Source organism: Sphingomonas sp. PAMC 26617 (genome assembly GCF_000242835.1).
Lineage (GTDB): Bacteria > Pseudomonadota > Alphaproteobacteria > Sphingomonadales > Sphingomonadaceae > Sphingomonas.
In genome coordinates this window covers 3,500,006-3,516,751 of record NZ_JH594425.1, presented here as the reverse complement: position 1 = coordinate 3,516,751, position 16,746 = coordinate 3,500,006, and the positions used below count along the sequence as shown (strand labels likewise).

The 16,746-nt window shown below is 65.8% G+C and carries 15 protein-coding genes; 6 read left to right on the top strand and 9 right to left on the bottom strand.

The window, feature by feature from the left end:
• Window position 1: 1 nt before the first annotated feature.
• From RH91_RS15410 to dusB, 4 genes are all read right to left on the bottom strand, one after another.
• Window positions 2-2,206, bottom strand: coding sequence for a sensor histidine kinase (locus tag RH91_RS15410; protein ID WP_010163822.1), 2,205 nt, complete (start codon window positions 2,204-2,206; stop codon window positions 2-4).
• A gap of 106 nt (window positions 2,207-2,312) precedes the next feature.
• Window positions 2,313-3,725: a nitrogen regulation protein NR(I) gene (gene ntrC, locus RH91_RS15405; RefSeq protein ID WP_010163821.1), complete on the bottom strand. Its 1,413-nt coding sequence runs from the start codon at window positions 3,723-3,725 to the stop codon at window positions 2,313-2,315.
• Window positions 3,722-4,807, bottom strand: coding sequence for a two-component system sensor histidine kinase NtrB (locus RH91_RS15400; RefSeq protein WP_010163820.1), 1,086 nt, complete (start codon window positions 4,805-4,807; stop codon window positions 3,722-3,724). Before RH91_RS15400 ends, ntrC begins: the two co-directional genes overlap by 4 nt.
• Window positions 4,783-5,787: a tRNA dihydrouridine synthase DusB gene (gene dusB / locus RH91_RS15395; protein WP_029623936.1), complete on the bottom strand. Its 1,005-nt coding sequence runs from the start codon at window positions 5,785-5,787 to the stop codon at window positions 4,783-4,785. Before dusB ends, RH91_RS15400 begins: the two co-directional genes overlap by 25 nt.
• A gap of 115 nt (window positions 5,788-5,902) precedes the next feature.
• On the opposite strand from dusB, the gene RH91_RS15390 reads away from it, so the two are divergent.
• Genes RH91_RS15390 through RH91_RS15380 form a run of 3 tightly spaced genes read left to right on the top strand, consistent with a single transcriptional unit; the run spans window position 5,903 to window position 8,126 of the window.
• Window positions 5,903-7,069, top strand: coding sequence for a bifunctional 2-C-methyl-D-erythritol 4-phosphate cytidylyltransferase/2-C-methyl-D-erythritol 2,4-cyclodiphosphate synthase (locus RH91_RS15390; protein ID WP_010163818.1), 1,167 nt, complete (start codon window positions 5,903-5,905; stop codon window positions 7,067-7,069).
• The gene (locus tag RH91_RS15385; protein WP_010163817.1) at window positions 7,066-7,599 is read left to right on the top strand and encodes a hypothetical protein; all 534 of its coding nucleotides are present in this window, start codon (window positions 7,066-7,068) and stop codon (window positions 7,597-7,599) included. Before RH91_RS15390 ends, RH91_RS15385 begins: the two co-directional genes overlap by 4 nt.
• Window positions 7,600-7,601: 2 nt before the next feature.
• Window positions 7,602-8,126 carry a CinA family protein gene (locus RH91_RS15380; RefSeq protein WP_442852547.1) on the top strand — a complete coding sequence of 175 codons (525 nt, stop codon included), beginning with the start codon at window positions 7,602-7,604 and terminating at the stop codon, window positions 8,124-8,126.
• Here the strand turns inward: RH91_RS15380 and RH91_RS15375 are convergent.
• Together RH91_RS15375 and lipA are read right to left on the bottom strand one after the other, a co-directional pair.
• Complete coding sequence (locus RH91_RS15375; protein WP_010163814.1) at window positions 8,063-8,545, bottom strand: type II toxin-antitoxin system RatA family toxin; 483 nt, start codon at window positions 8,543-8,545, stop codon at window positions 8,063-8,065. The two genes, RH91_RS15380 and RH91_RS15375, sit on opposite strands and share 64 nt — an antisense overlap.
• Window position 8,546: 1 nt before the next feature.
• Window positions 8,547-9,494 carry a lipoyl synthase gene (gene lipA, locus RH91_RS15370; RefSeq protein ID WP_010163813.1) on the bottom strand — a complete coding sequence of 316 codons (948 nt, stop codon included), beginning with the start codon at window positions 9,492-9,494 and terminating at the stop codon, window positions 8,547-8,549.
• A 65-nt stretch (window positions 9,495-9,559) separates the two neighbouring features.
• Between lipA and RH91_RS15365 the strand changes: the two genes are divergently transcribed.
• Together RH91_RS15365 and RH91_RS15360 are read left to right on the top strand one after the other, a co-directional pair.
• Window positions 9,560-10,189 carry a carbonic anhydrase gene (locus tag RH91_RS15365; protein ID WP_010163812.1) on the top strand — a complete coding sequence of 210 codons (630 nt, stop codon included), beginning with the start codon at window positions 9,560-9,562 and terminating at the stop codon, window positions 10,187-10,189.
• Between the two features lie 45 nt (window positions 10,190-10,234).
• The gene (locus RH91_RS15360) at window positions 10,235-10,687 is read left to right on the top strand and encodes a hypothetical protein (protein ID WP_232283529.1); all 453 of its coding nucleotides are present in this window, start codon (window positions 10,235-10,237) and stop codon (window positions 10,685-10,687) included.
• A gap of 201 nt (window positions 10,688-10,888) precedes the next feature.
• Here RH91_RS15360 and RH91_RS15355 read toward each other — a convergent pair whose 3' ends face one another.
• Complete coding sequence (locus RH91_RS15355) at window positions 10,889-11,662, bottom strand: polyphosphate kinase 2 family protein (protein WP_010163810.1); 774 nt, start codon at window positions 11,660-11,662, stop codon at window positions 10,889-10,891.
• A gap of 95 nt (window positions 11,663-11,757) precedes the next feature.
• Window positions 11,758-13,563 carry an aspartate--tRNA ligase gene (gene aspS / locus RH91_RS15350; RefSeq protein WP_010163809.1) on the bottom strand — a complete coding sequence of 602 codons (1,806 nt, stop codon included), beginning with the start codon at window positions 13,561-13,563 and terminating at the stop codon, window positions 11,758-11,760.
• Window positions 13,564-13,715: 152 nt separating this feature from the next.
• Here aspS and rnd point away from each other — a divergent pair, with 152 nt between their 5' ends.
• Entirely contained in the window at window positions 13,716-14,891 is a 1,176-nt protein-coding gene (gene rnd, locus RH91_RS15345; RefSeq protein ID WP_010163808.1) for a ribonuclease D, read from the top strand.
• An 80-nt stretch (window positions 14,892-14,971) separates the two neighbouring features.
• On the opposite strand, the gene RH91_RS15340 is transcribed toward rnd, so the two are convergent.
• The gene (locus tag RH91_RS15340) at window positions 14,972-16,588 is read right to left on the bottom strand and encodes a hypothetical protein (RefSeq protein ID WP_157136953.1); all 1,617 of its coding nucleotides are present in this window, start codon (window positions 16,586-16,588) and stop codon (window positions 14,972-14,974) included.
• Window positions 16,589-16,746 lie beyond the last annotated feature (158 nt).

The window sequence follows — 16,746 nt, the reverse complement described above, 5'->3', positions numbered from 1 at the left end:
TTCAGGTCCGGTTCTGTACGAGGACTGGCGCGGCAGGCGCGCTGTTGGACATTGGCGTAATGGCATCGTCGCCGCCATCGAGCTTGGCGAGCTGTTCGGTATCGAAGCACAAAGTCACGATCGTCCCGCCCCCCGGCCGGTCGGCGAAGGTGATCGTGCCGCAATGTTCCTCGACGATCTTCTTGACGATCGCGAGCCCGAGACCGGTCCCGCGCGCGCGGGTGGTGACATAGGGCTCGACGATCCGGTCGCGCGCGGCAGGCAGGCCGATTCCGGTGTCCGCGACGGTCAGCACGATCCTGCCGTCGCCCGGTTCGATCGCCATCACGATCTGCGCAGCTTCGGCACCGGCATTGGCCTCGATCGCCTCGACCGCATTCTTGACGATGTTGGTCAACGCCTGGCCGATCTGGCGCCGGTCACAGATCAGCATCGGCGCGGGGTCGGCAAAGTCGAGCGCGAAGGTGATGCCCGGATGCGCGACCTCGTGGAGGAACAGCGTCTGGCGGGCGAGATCGACGAGTGATTCCTCCCGGAACACCGGCTTGGGCATCCGCGCGAACGAGGAAAACTCATCGACCATGCGGCGTAGATCGCCGACCTGTCGGACGATCGTGTCGGTCAGCCGGGCGAAGGTCGTGTCCTCGGGGTCGATCTGCTTGCCATAGCGGCGCTGCAGCCGTTCGGCGGCGAGCTGAATCGGGGTCAACGGGTTCTTGATCTCGTGCGCGATCCGACGCGCGACGTCCGACCAGGCGGCGCGACGCTGGTCCAGCAATTGCCCGGTGATGTCGTCGAACGTCAGGATCGGCCCCTCCGCGGCGCGCGTCACCTTCACCGCGAGCGTCCGCATCTCGTTGCCCTGCCCCAGTTCGACGATCGCATCGCGCTCGTCGCGCTCGATCAGCGCGGCAAGTTCGGGGGAAATGTTGCTGAGCGGTTTGCCGACCAGCGTCTCGTCGGGGCTTTCGAGCAGCGAGATCGCCGAACGGTTGATCAGCCGTATCATGCCATCGGGCGAAACCGAGATCACGCCTGCGGTGACGCCCGACATCACCGCCTCGATCAGCGCGCGGCGGCTTTCCAGCGCACCGGTCTGCGCCTGCAGCCGTTCGGTCATCTGGTTGAACGCGCTGCCGAGCGTGCCGAGTTCGTCCTGGACACGCGTTTCGGGAACGCGCGCGGACAGGTCCCCGGTCGCCACCTTGTGTGCCGCCGCCACCAGCGCGCCGACCGGCCGCACCAGCCGATCCGCCACCTCGAGCGCGATCCACACCGCGATCGCGATGATCAGGAGCGACATCGCCAACAGCGCCGCGTTGAATTTCAATTGCAGCGAGCGCGACTTGGCGATCAGGTCGCGGTAGCTCGACAACACCGCGATGCTGCGCTTCGACTGCGCCTCCATCACGTGCACGTCCGAAATGGCGACGGTCAGCAGGAAGACATTGGTCGTGCCGGGCACCAGCGTCACGGTCTCGATCCGGTCGCCTTTTACCGCGGTGATGCTGGGGGTGCCGCGCCGTAGCCGATCGAGTTCGGCCTGCGACACCTCGTTGCGGTAATCGAGCTTGTCGGGATTCACCTGAACGATCTCGCGCGACTCGCCCTTGGGCTCGGCGATGAACAGAAACCCGTCGGAAAGGCCGCGCAGATAGATCTGGTTGAAGAAATAAGCGGGGAATTGCGGGGACTTGAGGTTCTGCTGGAGGTTGTCGGAAATGTCCGCTGCGGCGAGGACCGCCGAATCCTGCCAGCGGCGCAACATCTGGTCGTAGGAGGTGCGCGCAACGCCTGTCGCGTTCTCGATCATGCTGCGCGCCTGGTCGGAATACCAGAATTGCACGCCGTACTGGAACAGCAGCGACGCGAACACGACGACGAACAGCGTCGGCACCGCCGCGATCACCGAGAACAACGCGACGAGCTGGACATGCAGGCGCGCGCGCCCGCCGATCGGCAACCGCGCCGCGCGCTTCATCGCGATCCGCCGCCCGAGCAACACCAGCAACGCGCCTGCCGGCAGCAGGTTGGCGACCAGCAGCAAGGCGATCACCGCGGGGCTGAGCAAGGCGCGCGAGGCCGCACCGGTGCTGATGACGAAATAGGTCGCGACCGCGATCGCGACCAACGCGCTCAGCACAAGGAACTCGATTGCCGGGACAATTTTGAGCGGCGCGCGAAGCGACGGGGCGGAACGTGTCAAAGGGGGCGTACTGCCTTCCATCGTGACATTGCTACAACGCTATTGTGGCTAAGAAAACACAGTATTTGTCTCGGTCCATCGGATTGCCGATCCGACCGATCGCAGCTTAGGGTTCAATCCCCAGCACATCCAGTCGCTTACGCAAAGTGTTGCGGTTAATTCCGAGCGCACGGGCGGCGCGCAGCTGGTTATTGCCGTGGCGCGCCAGCAACGCTTCGATCAGCGGACGCTCGACCTCGCCGATGATGCGGTCGTACAGTGTGCCATCGTCGAGCGCCGCAGGCTCCTCGATCGCCAGTCGCGCGATCCGGGCGTGGATCGCGGCCTCGATCCCGGCATCGCCGACCGGGCGGGGCGGCGCTACGCCCCCCAGCATCGCGCGCACTTCGCCGCCGTCGATCCGTTCGTCACGCGCCAGCACCGACATGCGGCGCATCATGTTCTCGAGCTCGCGGACGTTGCCCGGCCAGTCATGCATTTCCAGCACGGCCAGAGCATCCGTCGTCAACTGCTTGCGCGGCAACCCGTCTTCAACCGCACGGTCGAGGAAGTGCCGCGCCAGCAGCGCGATATCCTGCCGCCGCGCGCGCAGCGCGGGCAAGGTCACGGGAACGACGTTGAGCCGGTAGAACAGGTCCTCGCGAAACTGCCCGTTGGCGACAAGCTGGGCAAGATCGCGATTGGTCGCGGCGACGATCCGGACGTCGGCGCGGATCGTCCGCGCACCGCCGACCGTCGTGAATTCGCCCGACTGCAGGACGCGGAGCAGCCGGGTCTGCGCTTCCATCGGCATGTCGCCGATCTCGTCCAGGAACAGCGTTCCCCCCGCTGCCTGCTCGAACCGACCGGCCGACCGCGCCTGCGCTCCGGTGAACGCACCGCGTTCATGGCCGAACAGCTCCGCCTCGATCAGCTCGCGCGGGATTGCTGCCATGTTAAGCGCGAGGAACGGCGCGCGCCGGCGCGGGCCGAGATCATGGATCGCGCGCGCGACCAGTTCCTTGCCCGTCCCCGACTCGCCCGACACCAGGACCGTCAGGTCGTTCGACACGACCCGCGCGATGATCCGATAGACGTCCTGCATCGCCGGTGACCGCCCGATCAGCGGGAGGGTCTCGTCCGCATCGCTCGGTTCGAACACCCCGCCCGATCCCCGCGCGAGCGCGCTCTGGACGCTTTGCGACAGCGCATCGAGGTCGAACGGCTTGGGCAGATAATCGAACGCGCCGACCTCGGTCGATCGCACCGCAGTGGTCAGCGTGTTTTGCGCGGACAGGACGATGACGGGCAGCCCCGGATGGCTCGCGACGACGCGTTCGACCAGATCGAGCCCGTTGCCGTCGGGTAGGACGACATCGGTAACGAGGACGTCGGGGGCGCGTCCGGCAAGCTGCACTTCGGCCTCGGCAATCGTCGCCGCGGTCGTGACCCGGTGGCCGTCCCGTTTCAGCGCCTGCCCGACGACCGTGCGGATCGCCGCGTCGTCGTCCACCACGAGGATCCGGCCGGTGCGGGTCACGCGGTGCCGCGCGGGAGCATGATGCGGAAGACGGTCATCGGCGGGGTTCCCTCGCGCGCATATTGGACGATCCCACCCATGTCGCGGACCAGCTTGTCGACCAGCGCGAGGCCGAGCCCCTGCCCCTCGGGCTTGCCCGAGATGAACGGGTCGAACAGGTGGTCCGCGATATCGGCGGGCGCGCCGGGGCCGTTGTCGATCACGCAGATCTCGATCGGGAGCGGCTGACGCGGACGCCCGGGGCCGGGCGCGATCGCCATGCCGTGGCGGTAGGCAGTGGCGAGCGTGATCCGCGCGTCCGCCTGCCCGCGCATCGCCTCGCATGCATTCTTGAGCAGGTTGAGCACGACCTGCAGGATCGAATCGCGGTCGAGTTGTGCGGTCGGGAGCGACGGATCGAAGCGTTCCTCGATCTTCACTTGCTGCGCGAACCCGGCGAGCGCGACGCGCCGGGCATGATCGAGCAGCGGATAGACGTTTTCGGCCGCGAGATGGAGCGGGCGGGTGTCGGTAAAATCCTGCATCCGGTCGATCAGCGCGGCGACGCGGTCGACTTCGGTCGTGATCAGCGTGGTCAGCTCGGCCGCGCCCTTGCCCTTGGACAGGAGCTGCGCCGCCCCCCGGATGCCGGACAGCGGGTTCTTGATCTCGTGCGCGAGCATCGCCGCCGCGCCGATCGCGGCACGCGCCGCTGCCGCACGGTCCGCGCTGTGGCCGAGCCGCCGTGAGTTTGCGGCATGGTGGAGCGTGATCGTCCGCCAGCCGGGGTGATCCGCGATCAGCGTCTCGACATAATCGACCCGCACGCTGCCGCCGCGGGCCAGCGCGATCTCGGTGTCGAACGCCGACAGGCCGTGATTGTCGCGCGGATAATCGACCCCCGGATCCTGCATCACCGCCGCGAGCGGTTGCCCCAGCATCGCGCGCTCGGACAGGTTGAGCAGCGTTTCGCATTCGGCATTGGCTTGGACGATCCGCGACTCGGGGTCGACCACCAGCACCGCGACCGGCAGCGCGGCGAACAGTTCAGCGAAGCCGGGCCCCGCCCCTGCGCCCGTCACGCGGCGGCGCGGCTGCGCCACGGGGCGTAGAATTCGGCGAGCATCGCCTGCACCACCTTCGGGTCGGGGATCTGGTTGACCTTGTTGCGGAACTCGGCCGAGCCGTGGAGCCCGCGGGTGTACCAGCCGATGTGCTTGCGCGCCATATTGACCCCGGTCTCGGTGCCATAATGCGTCAGCATCGCATCGTAATGTTCTGCAATAACGGTATATTGTTCCTCGAGCGAAGGATCCTCCCGCCGCCGCCCGTACGCGAACCACTCCATCACTTGCCCGAGCAGCCACGGGCGACCGTACGCCCCCCGCCCGATCATCACGCCATTAGCCCCCGATTGCTCGAGCGCGGTCTCGGCATCCTCGATCGAACAGATGTCGCCATTGGCGATCACCGGGATCGTCACCGCGTCCTTGACCCGACGGATGAACGCCCAGTCGGCATTGCCCTTGTACATCTGATTACGCGTGCGGCCGTGGACCGTGACCAGCTTGCACCCGAGATCCTGCGCGATCTTCGCGAGTTCGGGCGCGTTGAGGCGGTCGAGGTCCCATCCCATCCGCATCTTGAGCGTGACGGGCACCGATACCGCATCGACCACGCCCTTGATGATCGCCGCCGCGAGATCGAGGTCGCGCATCAGTGCGGAACCCGCGTCGCCGTTAGTCACCTTGCGGACCGGGCACCCCATGTTGATGTCGACGATCGCGGCACCGCGATCCTCGCTCAGCTTGGCGGCCTCGCCCATCTCGAACGGGGTACAGCCGACGAGTTGCATCGACACCGGATCCTCGATCGGATGCCACGCGGCCTTCTGGATCGACTGGCGCGTCTCGCGGATCGCGGCCTGGCTCGCGACCATCTCGGTCACGTTGAGGCCCGAGCCGTAGCGCCGCACCAGCGTGCGGAACGGCATGTCGGTGACGCCGGTCATCGGCGCGAGGATGACCGGGGAAGCGATCGTCACGGGGCCGATCTGCAAGGGGGAAAGCGTGCGCGGGGTCACGGGAGCCTGATCTTTCGGGGGGAAGGCATGTGCCTTAAAAACGGGCAGTCTATAGCCGGGACGACGCGGCGCGGCAAGGCTGGCGGGACGGCGCGGCATGGGCTAGGCGCGCCGCATGTCATCGACCACAAATGCCGCCATCATCGTTGCCGCCGGGACTGGCGCACGCTCGGGAAGTGCGGTCCCCAAGCAATATATGCCGCTCGGTGGACGCGCGATCCTGGCGCACAGTTATGAAGCCTTGCGGAGGCACCCCGCGATCGACCGCGTGATCGTGGTGATCGGCGCTGGACAGGAAGCGGCGTTGAACGACGCGCTTGGCGACGTCGAGTTCGTCATCGGCGGGTCGACGCGGCGGCGCTCGGTGCTGGCCGGGCTCGAAGCGCTCACCAGCCAGACCGACCACGTCCTGATCCACGACGCCGCCCGCCCGTTCCTGAGCGCGACCGTCATCGACGCGCTGCTCGCCGCGCTCGACACGCGCGACGGCGCGGTCCCCGCCCTCCCCGTCGCCGACACGCTCGCGCGCGATACTGCGCTCAGCGGCACGCTGCTCGGCGGTACGGTGGCGCGCGACGGGTTGCACCGTATCCAGACCCCACAGGCGTTCCGTTATCCGGTCGTGCTCGCCGCGCACCGCGGCTGGCGCGGGGACGAACCCACCGATGATGCCCAGATGGTCCGCCTCGCGGGTGGCACCGTCGCCTTGGTCCAAGGAGATCCCATGCTCGAGAAGATCACACACCCCGCCGATTTCGCCGCCGCCGAGGCGCGCCTCGAAACCACGCTGCGCACCCGCATGGCGACCGGCTTCGACGTCCACCGGCTCGAGGTCGGCGAGGAATTGTGGCTTGGCGGCGTGCTGATCCCGCACGACAAGGGCCTGTCCGGACATAGCGACGCCGACGTCGCGCTCCACGCGATCACCGACGCGCTGCTCGGCACAATTGCGGCAGGCGACATCGGCACGCACTTCCCGCCGAGCGATCCGCAGTGGCGCGGTGCGGATTCGGCGCAGTTCCTCCAGCATGCCGCGAGCCTCATCACCGACCAGGGCGGCATCATCGACTTCATCGACCTGACGCTGATCTGTGAGGAACCCAAGGTCGGCCCGCACCGCACCGCGATGCGCGACCGGATCGCGGACCTGTTGCGGCTCAAGCCCGGCCAGGTCAGTATCAAGGCAACCACCACCGAACGGCTCGGCTTCACCGGGCGCGGCGAAGGAATCGCGGCGCAGGCGGCGGCAACGGTGCGGGTCCCGGAGGATCGGACGGCATGAGGATGCGGGCGATCGTGGCGACGTGGCTGGCGCTCGCCGCCACCGCGAGCAGCGCGGCGCAGGCGCAGCCGGGCGCCTGCCTGACCGCCTCGGAAGTGACCGATCTCGCGCAGGTCGTCCTCCCCGAGGCGATCGGCGCAGCGGGGCAGGTCTGTGCGCGCGTGCTCCCGGCGACTGCCGCGATCCGCCAGACCAATGGCGCGCTCCTGACGCGCTACCGCAGCGAGGCCGATCGCGTCTGGCCGCAGGCGAAGCGCGTGATCGGCAAGATCGGCGGGGTCGAGGGGACCGCGATGCTCGACTCGGATCTCGTCCGGCCGCTGTTGACCACCATCCTGGTCGCGCAGGTGACCAAGACGATCAATGTCCGTGATTGCACGTCGATCGAACGGATCTACACTGCGCTCGCCCCGCTTCCGCCGCGCAACACGGCGGACGTCGCGGCGCAGATTCTGCTGCTCACGATCCAGGCCAAGGCGCGCAGGGGCGAGAAGATCGACCTGCCCGTCTGTTTTGAAACGGCGAAATGACGATGGACACGATCCTTCCTACCGAACTCGTCGAAGCGGCACGCAAGGTGGTCGAGGCCAACCTCGCGGTCGGGCGGCGCGTTGCGCTGGCCGAGAGCTGCACCGGCGGTCTGGTCGCGGCGGCGCTGACCGAAATCCCGGGATCGTCCGAGATGTTCGAATGCGGCTTCGTCACCTATTCCAACGACGCCAAGCTCTCGATGCTGCGCGTGAGCGCGGACGTGATCGAGACGTTCGGCGCCGTATCGGTCGCAACCGCCTGGAGCATGGCGCAGGGTGCGCTCGAGGCGAGCGGCGCTGACATCGCTGTGGCGATCACCGGCGTGGCGGGGCCCGGCGGTGGCTCCGAGAAGAAGCCGGTCGGCACCGTCGTCTTCGCACGCGCCGAGCGCGGGGCCGATCCCGGCAATGTCGTAGCGGACCGCAAGGACTTCGGCGATCTCGGTCGCGGCGGCGTCCGGCTTCAGGCCGCGCTGTGCGCGCTCGAACTGCTGCTGCCGCCGAGCGACGGTGACGACGCGCCGTAAAGCACCTTGGCGCGATCCTCGAACGCGCCGATCATCTTGCGCAGCGCGGTGCCGAACACCTGTCCCGCGAGCATCTCGAACACGCGGTTCTTGAACGCGAAGTCGACCGTGAAATCGACCGCACACCCCTGCGGCTCGGGCCGGAACAGCCATTCGTTACGCAGATATTTGAGCGGGCCATCGAGATAGTCGACGTGGATGCGGTCTGGCCGCACCATCTCGACCTTCGACGTGAACGTCTCGCGCAGTCCCTTGAACCCGACGATCATGTCCGCGACCAGTTGCGTCTCGCTGCGCGACCGCACGCGGATCTGCGAGACCCACGGCAGGAACTCGGGATAGCGGCCGACGTCCGCGACCATGTCGAACATCTGCTCGGGCGTGTACGGCAGATGCCGCGTTTCGGAATGACGCGGCATCTCAGGCGCGGGCCAGCTTAAGCTCCCGCGCGGCGCGCAGGCGGGCAAAGTCGTCTCCGGCATGGTAGCTCGACCGCGTCAGCGGCGAACTCGCGACGAGCAGGAAGCCCTTCGCGCGTGCGATCGCGGCGAAGGCGTCGAACGTCTGCGGCTTGACAAAGTCCATCACCTTGGTGTGGCGCGGGGTCGGCTGGAGATATTGCCCCATCGTCAGGAAATCGATGTCGGCCGAGCGCATGTCGTCCATCACCTGATGCACCTCGAGCCGTTCCTCGCCGAGCCCGAGCATCACGCCCGACTTGGTGAAGATCGACGGATCGTGCCGCTTGACCGATTCGAGCAGCCGCAGCGACGCGTAATAGCGCGCACCGGGACGGATCGTCGGGTACAGCCGCGGCACCGTCTCTAGGTTGTGGTTGTACACATCCGGCCGCGCCGCGACGATCGACTCGACCGCAGCCTGCGTCTTGTTGCGGAAATCGGGGGTCAGGATCTCGATCGTCGTATTCGGCGTGGTGCGGCGCAGCGCCTCGATCACCTTGACGAATTGCGACGCGCCACCGTCCGGCAGATCGTCGCGATCGACCGAGGTGATGACGATATGCTCGAGGCCGAGCTCGGCGGCAGCGTCAGCGGTATGCTGCGGCTCGAGCGCGTCGACCGCGCGCGGCATGCCGGTCTTGACGTTGCAGAACGCGCACGCGCGCGTGCAGGTGTCGCCGAGGATCATCACCGTCGCGTGTTTCTTGGTCCAGCACTCGCCGATATTGGGGCACGCCGCTTCCTCGCACACGGTGGCGAGGTTGAGGCGGCGCATCAGCGCCTTTGTCTCGGCGAAGGCGGTGCCGCCGGGGGCCTTGACGCGGATCCAGTCGGGCTTGCGTTCACGGGCCGGGCGGGCCGGCGACTCTGAGAGCAACTGGGGTGCGAGCGGGGAGTTCTCGGTCATGGGTGGCAGATAGCGATTGCTTGCGGGCCTTGCCACCCCCTGCATGCCTGCGATAAAAAGCGGTCATGGCTGATTTTTCCGAACTCGTCGGCGGGTATCACCGCTTCCGCGACTCCGACTGGGCGCGTCAGCGCGATCGTTGGTCCGAATTGTCCAAGGGGCAAAGCCCGAAGGTGATGGTGATCGCCTGCTCGGACAGCCGGGTCGACCCGGCGCAGATCTTCGATACGTCGCCGGGCGAGATCTTCGTCGTCCGCAACGTTGCCAACCTCGTCCCGCCGTTCGAGCGCGACGGGTCGCGCCACGGTGTTTCGGCGGCCCTCGAATTCGCAGTGACTCAGCTCAAGGTGTCCGAGATCGTCGTGATGGGCCACGCCTCGTGCGGCGGCGTCGGTGCCGCGCTGACCGAGGTGTTCGACGGCAAGGAGCCGGGCGAAGGCGGCTTCATCGCGCATTGGATCGACATCCTCGGCGAAGCCCGCGATCGGATCGTCGCCGAGCATGGCACCGGACCCGAGGCGGTTCGTGCGCTGGAGCTGGAGACGGTACGCGTCAGCCTCGCGAACCTGCGAACCTTCCCGTTCGTGCAGGCAGCGGAAGCCGCCGGTACGCTGTCGCTCCGGGGCGCCTATTTCGCGATCGCGGATGGCGTGCTGCACGTCATGGGTGAGGATGAGGGCTTCGCTGCCGCCTGACGGAGAGCCGTTGCCTGTCGACTGTTCCGGCCGTACCCTCCCGCAATGAGACCAAACACCCTGCGCGCCCTGCGGCGATACCACATGTATCTGGGGCTGTTCTTCGCGCCGATGATCCTGCTGTTCGCCATCAGTGGCGCGTTGCAGACCTTCCGGTTGCAGGAGGCGGGGGGCTATGGCGGTCCGCCGCCAACCTGGATCGTCTGGCTCGCCAGCGTCCACAAGGACCAGGGGCCGCCCCGCGCGCCACGTGCCGAGCGGCCGAAGGCAGCTGGACCGGTGGTCGCCAGCGAGAAGCCGGAAAGACGCCCTGCCAGCGACGCAAAACGCCCCTCGCCGCTGCCGTTGAAGATCTTCGTCGTGTTGCTCTCGATCGCGCTGGCGGCGTCGACCGTGCTCGGCGTCATGATCGCCTTGTCGATCAAGAGCGGGCGACGTGTCTCGCTGACCTTGCTGGCGCTCGGCACGGTGGTGCCGATCATGTTGTTGTGGATCTGAGCGGGCAACGGGCAAGCGCACAGGGCGGAAAGCGGTCCCTCCTTCTTCCACTTCCCCGGCGCAGGCCGGGGCCCAGTAGGGAGGACGGATGTAGCGATTCACACCGCCCGAATATCGTCTGTTCCACGCTTGGCCCCCGGCCTTCGCCGGGAAAGCGAAGAATTTTGAAACAGACGAACGTCCCCCCGCTCCAAACCCCCGCTATTTCCCCAGCGCCTTGCGCGCCACCTTCTCGATCTCCGGATCCAGCGGCGGCGGCGTCATGTCCACATTCGCCTCGAGCGCCTTGGCAATCATCGTAAGGGCGGCGATCCGCCCCGCCTTCTTGTCGTTGCCGTCGATGATCGTCCACGGCGCGACCTTCGTATCGGTGCGCTTGAACATGTCGTGCATCGCCTCGAGATACTCGGCGCGCCTCTCGCGATTGCGATAATCGTCGATCCCGGTCTTCCAGCGTTTCCACGGCGATTCGAGCCGGTCCTCGAGCCGCTTGTCCTGTTCCTTCTGGGTCACATGGACGAACAGCTTTACGATCGTCGTTCCCGACTTCGCCTGCTGCGCCTCGAACGCATTGATCTCGTCGAAGCCCTGCTTCCACTCGGCCTTGCTGGCATAGCCCTCGACACGCTCGACCAGCACGCGCCCGTACCAGCTCCGGTCGAACACCGCGATGTTGCCGCAGGCGGGGAGCTTCTGCCAGAATCGCCACAGGAAATGATGGTCCTGTTCGTCCTGCGTCGGTGCCTTGATCGGGAAGACCTCGAAGTTGCGGGGATCCCATTCGGCACACAGCCGCTTGATGATCCCACCCTTGCCCGCGGCGTCCCACCCTTCGAACATCACGACCGCACGCTTGCGCTGAACGATATGCGCGACCTGGATATGCGCTAGCCGCTCCTGCAGGGCCTCCAGATCGTCTTCATAATCGCCGGAATATTTCTTGCCGCCTTCATAATCCGAAAGGTGCAGCGTCATCAGATCGGGCCTCGTCGATGGGAAGGCGGCAATCATGCCGCCTTCCTATACTCGTCGTCACCCCGATTCGATCCCGCAGACCGATCGGAAGGGCTTCAGCCGGCCGCTTCCGCCGCCTTCGCCCCGTCACCGACGACCTTGAGGTTGAGTTCCTTCAGCTGCTTGGGCGTCGCGAAATTGGGCGCACCCATCATCAGGTCCTCGGCCTTCTGCGTCATCGGGAAGGTGATGACCTCGCGGATGTTGGGTTCGTCCGCCAGCAGCATCACGATCCGGTCGACGCCCGGTGCGGAGCCGCCGTGCGGCGGTGCGCCGCACTTGAACGCGTTGATCATGCCCGCGAAGTTCGTGTCGACGTCCGCCTGCGTATAGCCCGCGATTTCGAACGCCTTGTACATGATCTCGGGCTTGTGGTTCCGGATCGCGCCCGAGGACAGCTCGATCCCGTTGCAGACGATGTCGTACTGGAAGGCGAGGATATCGAGCGGGTCCATCGTCTCGAGCGCTTCCATCTCGCCCTGCGGCATCGAGAAGGGGTTGTGGCTGAAGTCGACCTTCTTGGCGTCCTCGTCATATTCGAACATCGGGAAATCGACGATCCAGCAGAATTCGAACTTTTTATCGTCGATTAGCCCAAGCTGGTCGGCAACCCGCGTCCGCGCGAGCCCCGCGAGCTTCGCCGCCGACGCTTCCTTGCCCGCCGAGAAGAAGATGCCGTCGTTCGGGCCCAGACCGAGCGCCTCGGCGATCGCCTTCATGCCCTCCTGCCCGTGATTGTTCGCGATCGGCCCGCCGAACACGCCGTCCTTCTGCGTCGCATAGCCGAGCCCCGGGAAGCCCTCGCTCTGCGCCCAGCTGTTCATCTCGAAGAATTTCCGCGACTTCTCATGCGTGTTCGGCGCGGCCAGCGCACGGACGACGTCCCCGCCCTCGACCATCGACGCAAAGCGCCCGAAGCCCGAGCCGCGGAAATGCTCGGACACGTCGGTGATGACGATCGGGTTCCGAAGGTCGGGCTTGTCGTTGCCGTACTTGAGCATCGATTCGCGGTACGGAATCCGCTTGAACGGCAGCGGCGAGACGGTGCGTCCCTTGCCCTGCCAGTCGGCGAACTGCTCGAACACGCCGTGGAGCACCGGCTCGATCGCCGCGAACACGTCGTCCTGCGTGACGAAGCTCATCTCGAAATCGAGCTGGTAGAATTCGCCCGGCGACCGGTCGGCGCGCGCATCCTCGTCGCGGAAGCACGGCGCGATCTGGAAATAGCGATCGAACCCGGCGACCATAAGCAGCTGCTTGAACATCTGCGGCGCCTGCGGCAGCGCGTAGAACTTGCCCGGATGCACCCGGCTCGGCACCAGATAATCGCGCGCGCCTTCGGGTGACGACGCGGTCAGGATCGGCGTCTGGAATTCGGTGAACCCCTGGTCGATCATCCGCTTGCGCAGCGACGCGATGACGTTCGAGCGCAGCAGGATGTTGGCATGCAACCGCTCGCGCCGCAGGTCGAGGAAGCGGTAGCGCAGGCGGATATCCTCGGGATATTCGTTTTCGCCGAACACCGGCATCGGCAGCTCGTGCGCCGACGACTGAACGGTCACTTCCCGCGCGCGCAGCTCGATTTCGCCCGAGGGCAGACCGGCGTTCACCGTCTCGGCCGAACGCGCGACGACGTCGCCCACGACCGTCACGACCGACTCGGGCCGCGCCTTGTCGAGCATCGCATGCGTCGGGCTATCGCTGTCGGTGACGATCTGGGTGATACCGTAATGGTCGCGCAGGTCGACGAACAGCAGATTGCCGTGGTCGCGCTTGCGGTGGATCCAGCCCGACAGCTTGACCGAGGTGCCGACGTCGGCGGCGCGCAGCTGGGCGCAGGTGTGCGTGCGATAAGCGTGCATCGTTCTTCTTCTCATGTGCGTCACCCCGGCCAGGGCCGGGGCCGCGCGCGAACCGGGCACGACGCCCGCTCCACAAGGGTGAAAGGGATGCTCCGCGCTTCCCTCCCTCACCCACCTTTGTCAAGGCGCGCGACCGTCGCTATGGGGGGGTGATGCATATCCATCCGCTTATCACCGACAGTGCCACCCTCGCCAATCTCTGCACCCGACTGGCCGAGGCCGACTTCGTCTGCATCGATACCGAGTTCATGCGCGAGAACACCTTCTGGCCCGAACTGTGCCTGATCCAGATCGCCGACACCAACGAGGCCGCCGCGATCGACCCGATGGCGCCGGGGCTCGACCTCGCGCCACTGCTCCAGCTGATGGTCAACAACGACGACGTGCTCAAGGTCTTCCACGCCGGCGGGCAGGATCTCGAAATCATCTACAACCTCACTGGCAAGACCCCCTACCCGCTGTTCGACACGCAGGTCGCCGCGATGGCGCTCGGTCAGGGCGAGCAGATCGGCTATTCCAACCTCGTCGACGCATGGCTCGGCCTGACGATCGACAAGGGCGCGCGCTTCACCGACTGGAGCCGCCGCCCGCTCGACGCGCGCCAGATCGAATATGCGATCGGCGACGTGACGCATCTGGCCGACATCTTCCCGCGGATGCTCGCGCGGCTGCGCAAGACCGGGCGCGGCGCCTGGCTCGACCAGGAGATGGAGCGGATCGGCGACCCCAAGAACTACGCCAACGACCCCGAGGAAGCGTGGAAGCGGATCCGCATCCCGAGTCGCAAGCCGGACGTGCTCGGCCGCCTCAAGGCGCTCGCGCGGTGGCGCGAGATCGAGGCGCGGTCGAAGGATCTGCCGCGCGGGCGGATCGTCAAGGACGAGACGATCGCCGATCTCGCGGGGCACGCCCCGCGCAAGCAGGCCGATCTCGCCAAGGTCCGCGGGCTGTCGGCGTCATGGGCGCAGAACGACATCGGTGCCCGGCTGATGTCGGCGCTCGAACATGCGTCCCCGATGGATGCGGAGGAAATGCCCGCGCGCGACGATCGCAAGCCCGGTCTGGGCAAGGACGGCGCGCTCGTTGCCGACCTGCTCAAGCTGTTGCTCAAGATCCGCTCGAAGGAAATCGACGTCGCCGCGCGTTTGCTGGCGCGGACGGACGATCTCGATGCACTGGCGGCGGGTCAGCGTGAGGGGTTGTCGATCCTCGAGGGCTGGCGCTTCGACCAGTTCGGGCGCGATGCGCTCGATCTGGTCGAGGGGCGGCTCGCGTTCGCGGTGGTCGGCGGCAAGCTCAAGATGACGCGGACCGAGGACGTGACCTGACCTGACCTAAGCTGCCGGAAGCGTAGCGGCGTGGTGAACAAGCGCCGCGCCGCAGTGGGCGTGGCGGAAGGCGAGCGCCGTCAGCGTCGCACCTTGAGGAGGACGGCAAAGCCCTGGCGGGATACGAACGATAGCTTCCCCGGCAGGAAGCGCTCGAGCGTCTTGTCCCGGTCGGCATTCATTACGAGGATGTAGTCGAACTTCGACGGCCAAGCAGTCAGATAACTCGGACGCTTGGTCTGACCCGTGGCTGTCGGATCAGCGAGCAACCCATAATTCTGAATAGGGAAGCCACCAGGGTTGCTCGATGGATTGTAGGGCGGAAGCGCGACGACCGGTTGCTGACCATAAAGCGTGAAAGCGTCCGCCCAGAAGGCATGATGGTCGATGTAGGCAAACGACGCATAGTGCCAATAATTCCCTGGGTAACTCCGCGCCATTACCCGGAAGCGCACGGGTTCCTGTTCGGCATCCCGCGAGAGCGTGTCGACCGCGAGGACACGGCTGCCAGGGGTTACGGTCGCCATGGCCAGACGAACTTGCTGGATGTCGCTTTGCGCGCTCAGCCAGTTCTGACTGATCAGCGTTATCCGAGCGACAAACAGGGCGGTGAGCACCAGATAAATACCGAGTTCGAGACTTTGGGATTTGCGCGGCATCGTAGCGGCAAACAGGAGGAATCCCATCATGACCGGAATGCGCGTGTCGATATAGAAGACGCCCTTCGCCCCGGTTGGTAACAGAAGAAAGACTACGGCAAGCAAGGGCAACGCGAAAAACACCAATGGCGCTACCCGGAGCCGTCGCTTGATGATCAATATGGCTAAGATCAGAGCCAGCGCGGCAAGAATGATATAGGTCTGCTTGGGGGCATAACCGCCGACCGGAACCGCCAATGTCTTGATCTTTTCGACCCAGCTATTGCGAAAGACGTATCCGCCGGTACTTGCGAGTGGCGAGACGACGTATAATACCGCGGGTAGGATCAGTGCGCCTGCAACTGCACTCAAACGTTTAATTGCAAACGTTAGAGTTGCCGAACTGGTAAAGCCCCTTTGATAGATAGCGGCAGCCTCGGCGCAACCGATCAGCACCCCGAAGAATGCGAACGAGAAAAGGTGGCTGAAGAACGCTACGAGCGCGAAGACCGCCCCTGTTGCGATCCGAACCAAGGGTCGCTCCGGCCCAATCGCAATCCATGCGGCCGCACCCCATAACGCCACGCCAACCCCGAGTTGGAAGTTTATGAAACCGAGCAGAAAGGGAATATTGTAGACGACCAGGCCAACGCCGAGCGCCCATAAGGAACGGCGTTGGAAACATGCCTGGTTGAGCGCGATGGCCCCGGTCGCCGGAAGGATCGCCGCAATCGCGAGCAGCACTTTCCCCGCGATCAGGGGCGACATGATGAAAAGCAGCGGCGGCAGGATCATGTCCAGCGCAAGGTTTGGGGCGATCTGCCAATTTCGTGCGAACATGCGCGATGTTGCGGGGTCATCCGCGCCGAATGCCAGGAATAGCCCGCGGGCGAGGTGGTTGGGATAATCCGTCAGTGGCGGAACCTCCACCAGCAGCAGCGGAAGGAGCAGCCCCATTAGCATGAGCGATAAAGCGATCCACCATGCCGTTGGCGTCTCTAGATAGTCCGCCACCTTGCCCAGCGCTGACGGGACGTCTGGCGCGGTGTTCGGTTTCATTTCAGCAGAAGCTATCATCTGCGCGTCCCCGTAAGCGTTGGGAACAAGACTTTTCGACGTGAACCTTGTGCGTTCCATCGTTCGCCCCTGTTAAATCGTTGCCCGCGGCAATCAAAATCGACCCACTGACCTACGGTGCGAAACCGGCGCTAACCCGC

Excerpts from the sequence above, each read along its gene's own strand:
- RH91_RS15390 (WP_010163818.1), top strand. The coding sequence starts at position 5,903 with ATGTCATCGACCACAAATGCCGCCATCATCGTTGCCGCCGGGACTGGC.
- RH91_RS15385 (WP_010163817.1), top strand. The coding sequence starts at position 7,066 with ATGAGGATGCGGGCGATCGTGGCGACGTGGCTGGCGCTCGCCGCCACC.
- RH91_RS15380 (WP_442852547.1), top strand. The coding sequence starts at position 7,602 with ATGGACACGATCCTTCCTACCGAACTCGTCGAAGCGGCACGCAAGGTG.
- RH91_RS15375 (WP_010163814.1), bottom strand. The coding sequence starts at position 8,545 with ATGCCGCGTCATTCCGAAACGCGGCATCTGCCGTACACGCCCGAGCAG.
- lipA (WP_010163813.1), bottom strand. The coding sequence starts at position 9,494 with ATGACCGAGAACTCCCCGCTCGCACCCCAGTTGCTCTCAGAGTCGCCG.
- RH91_RS15365 (WP_010163812.1), top strand. The coding sequence starts at position 9,560 with ATGGCTGATTTTTCCGAACTCGTCGGCGGGTATCACCGCTTCCGCGAC.
- RH91_RS15360 (WP_232283529.1), top strand. The coding sequence starts at position 10,235 with ATGAGACCAAACACCCTGCGCGCCCTGCGGCGATACCACATGTATCTG.
- RH91_RS15355 (WP_010163810.1), bottom strand. The coding sequence starts at position 11,662 with ATGACGCTGCACCTTTCGGATTATGAAGGCGGCAAGAAATATTCCGGC.
- aspS (WP_010163809.1), bottom strand. The coding sequence starts at position 13,563 with ATGCACGCTTATCGCACGCACACCTGCGCCCAGCTGCGCGCCGCCGAC.
- rnd (WP_010163808.1), top strand. The coding sequence starts at position 13,716 with ATGCATATCCATCCGCTTATCACCGACAGTGCCACCCTCGCCAATCTC.
- RH91_RS15340 (WP_157136953.1), bottom strand. The coding sequence starts at position 16,588 with ATGAAACCGAACACCGCGCCAGACGTCCCGTCAGCGCTGGGCAAGGTG.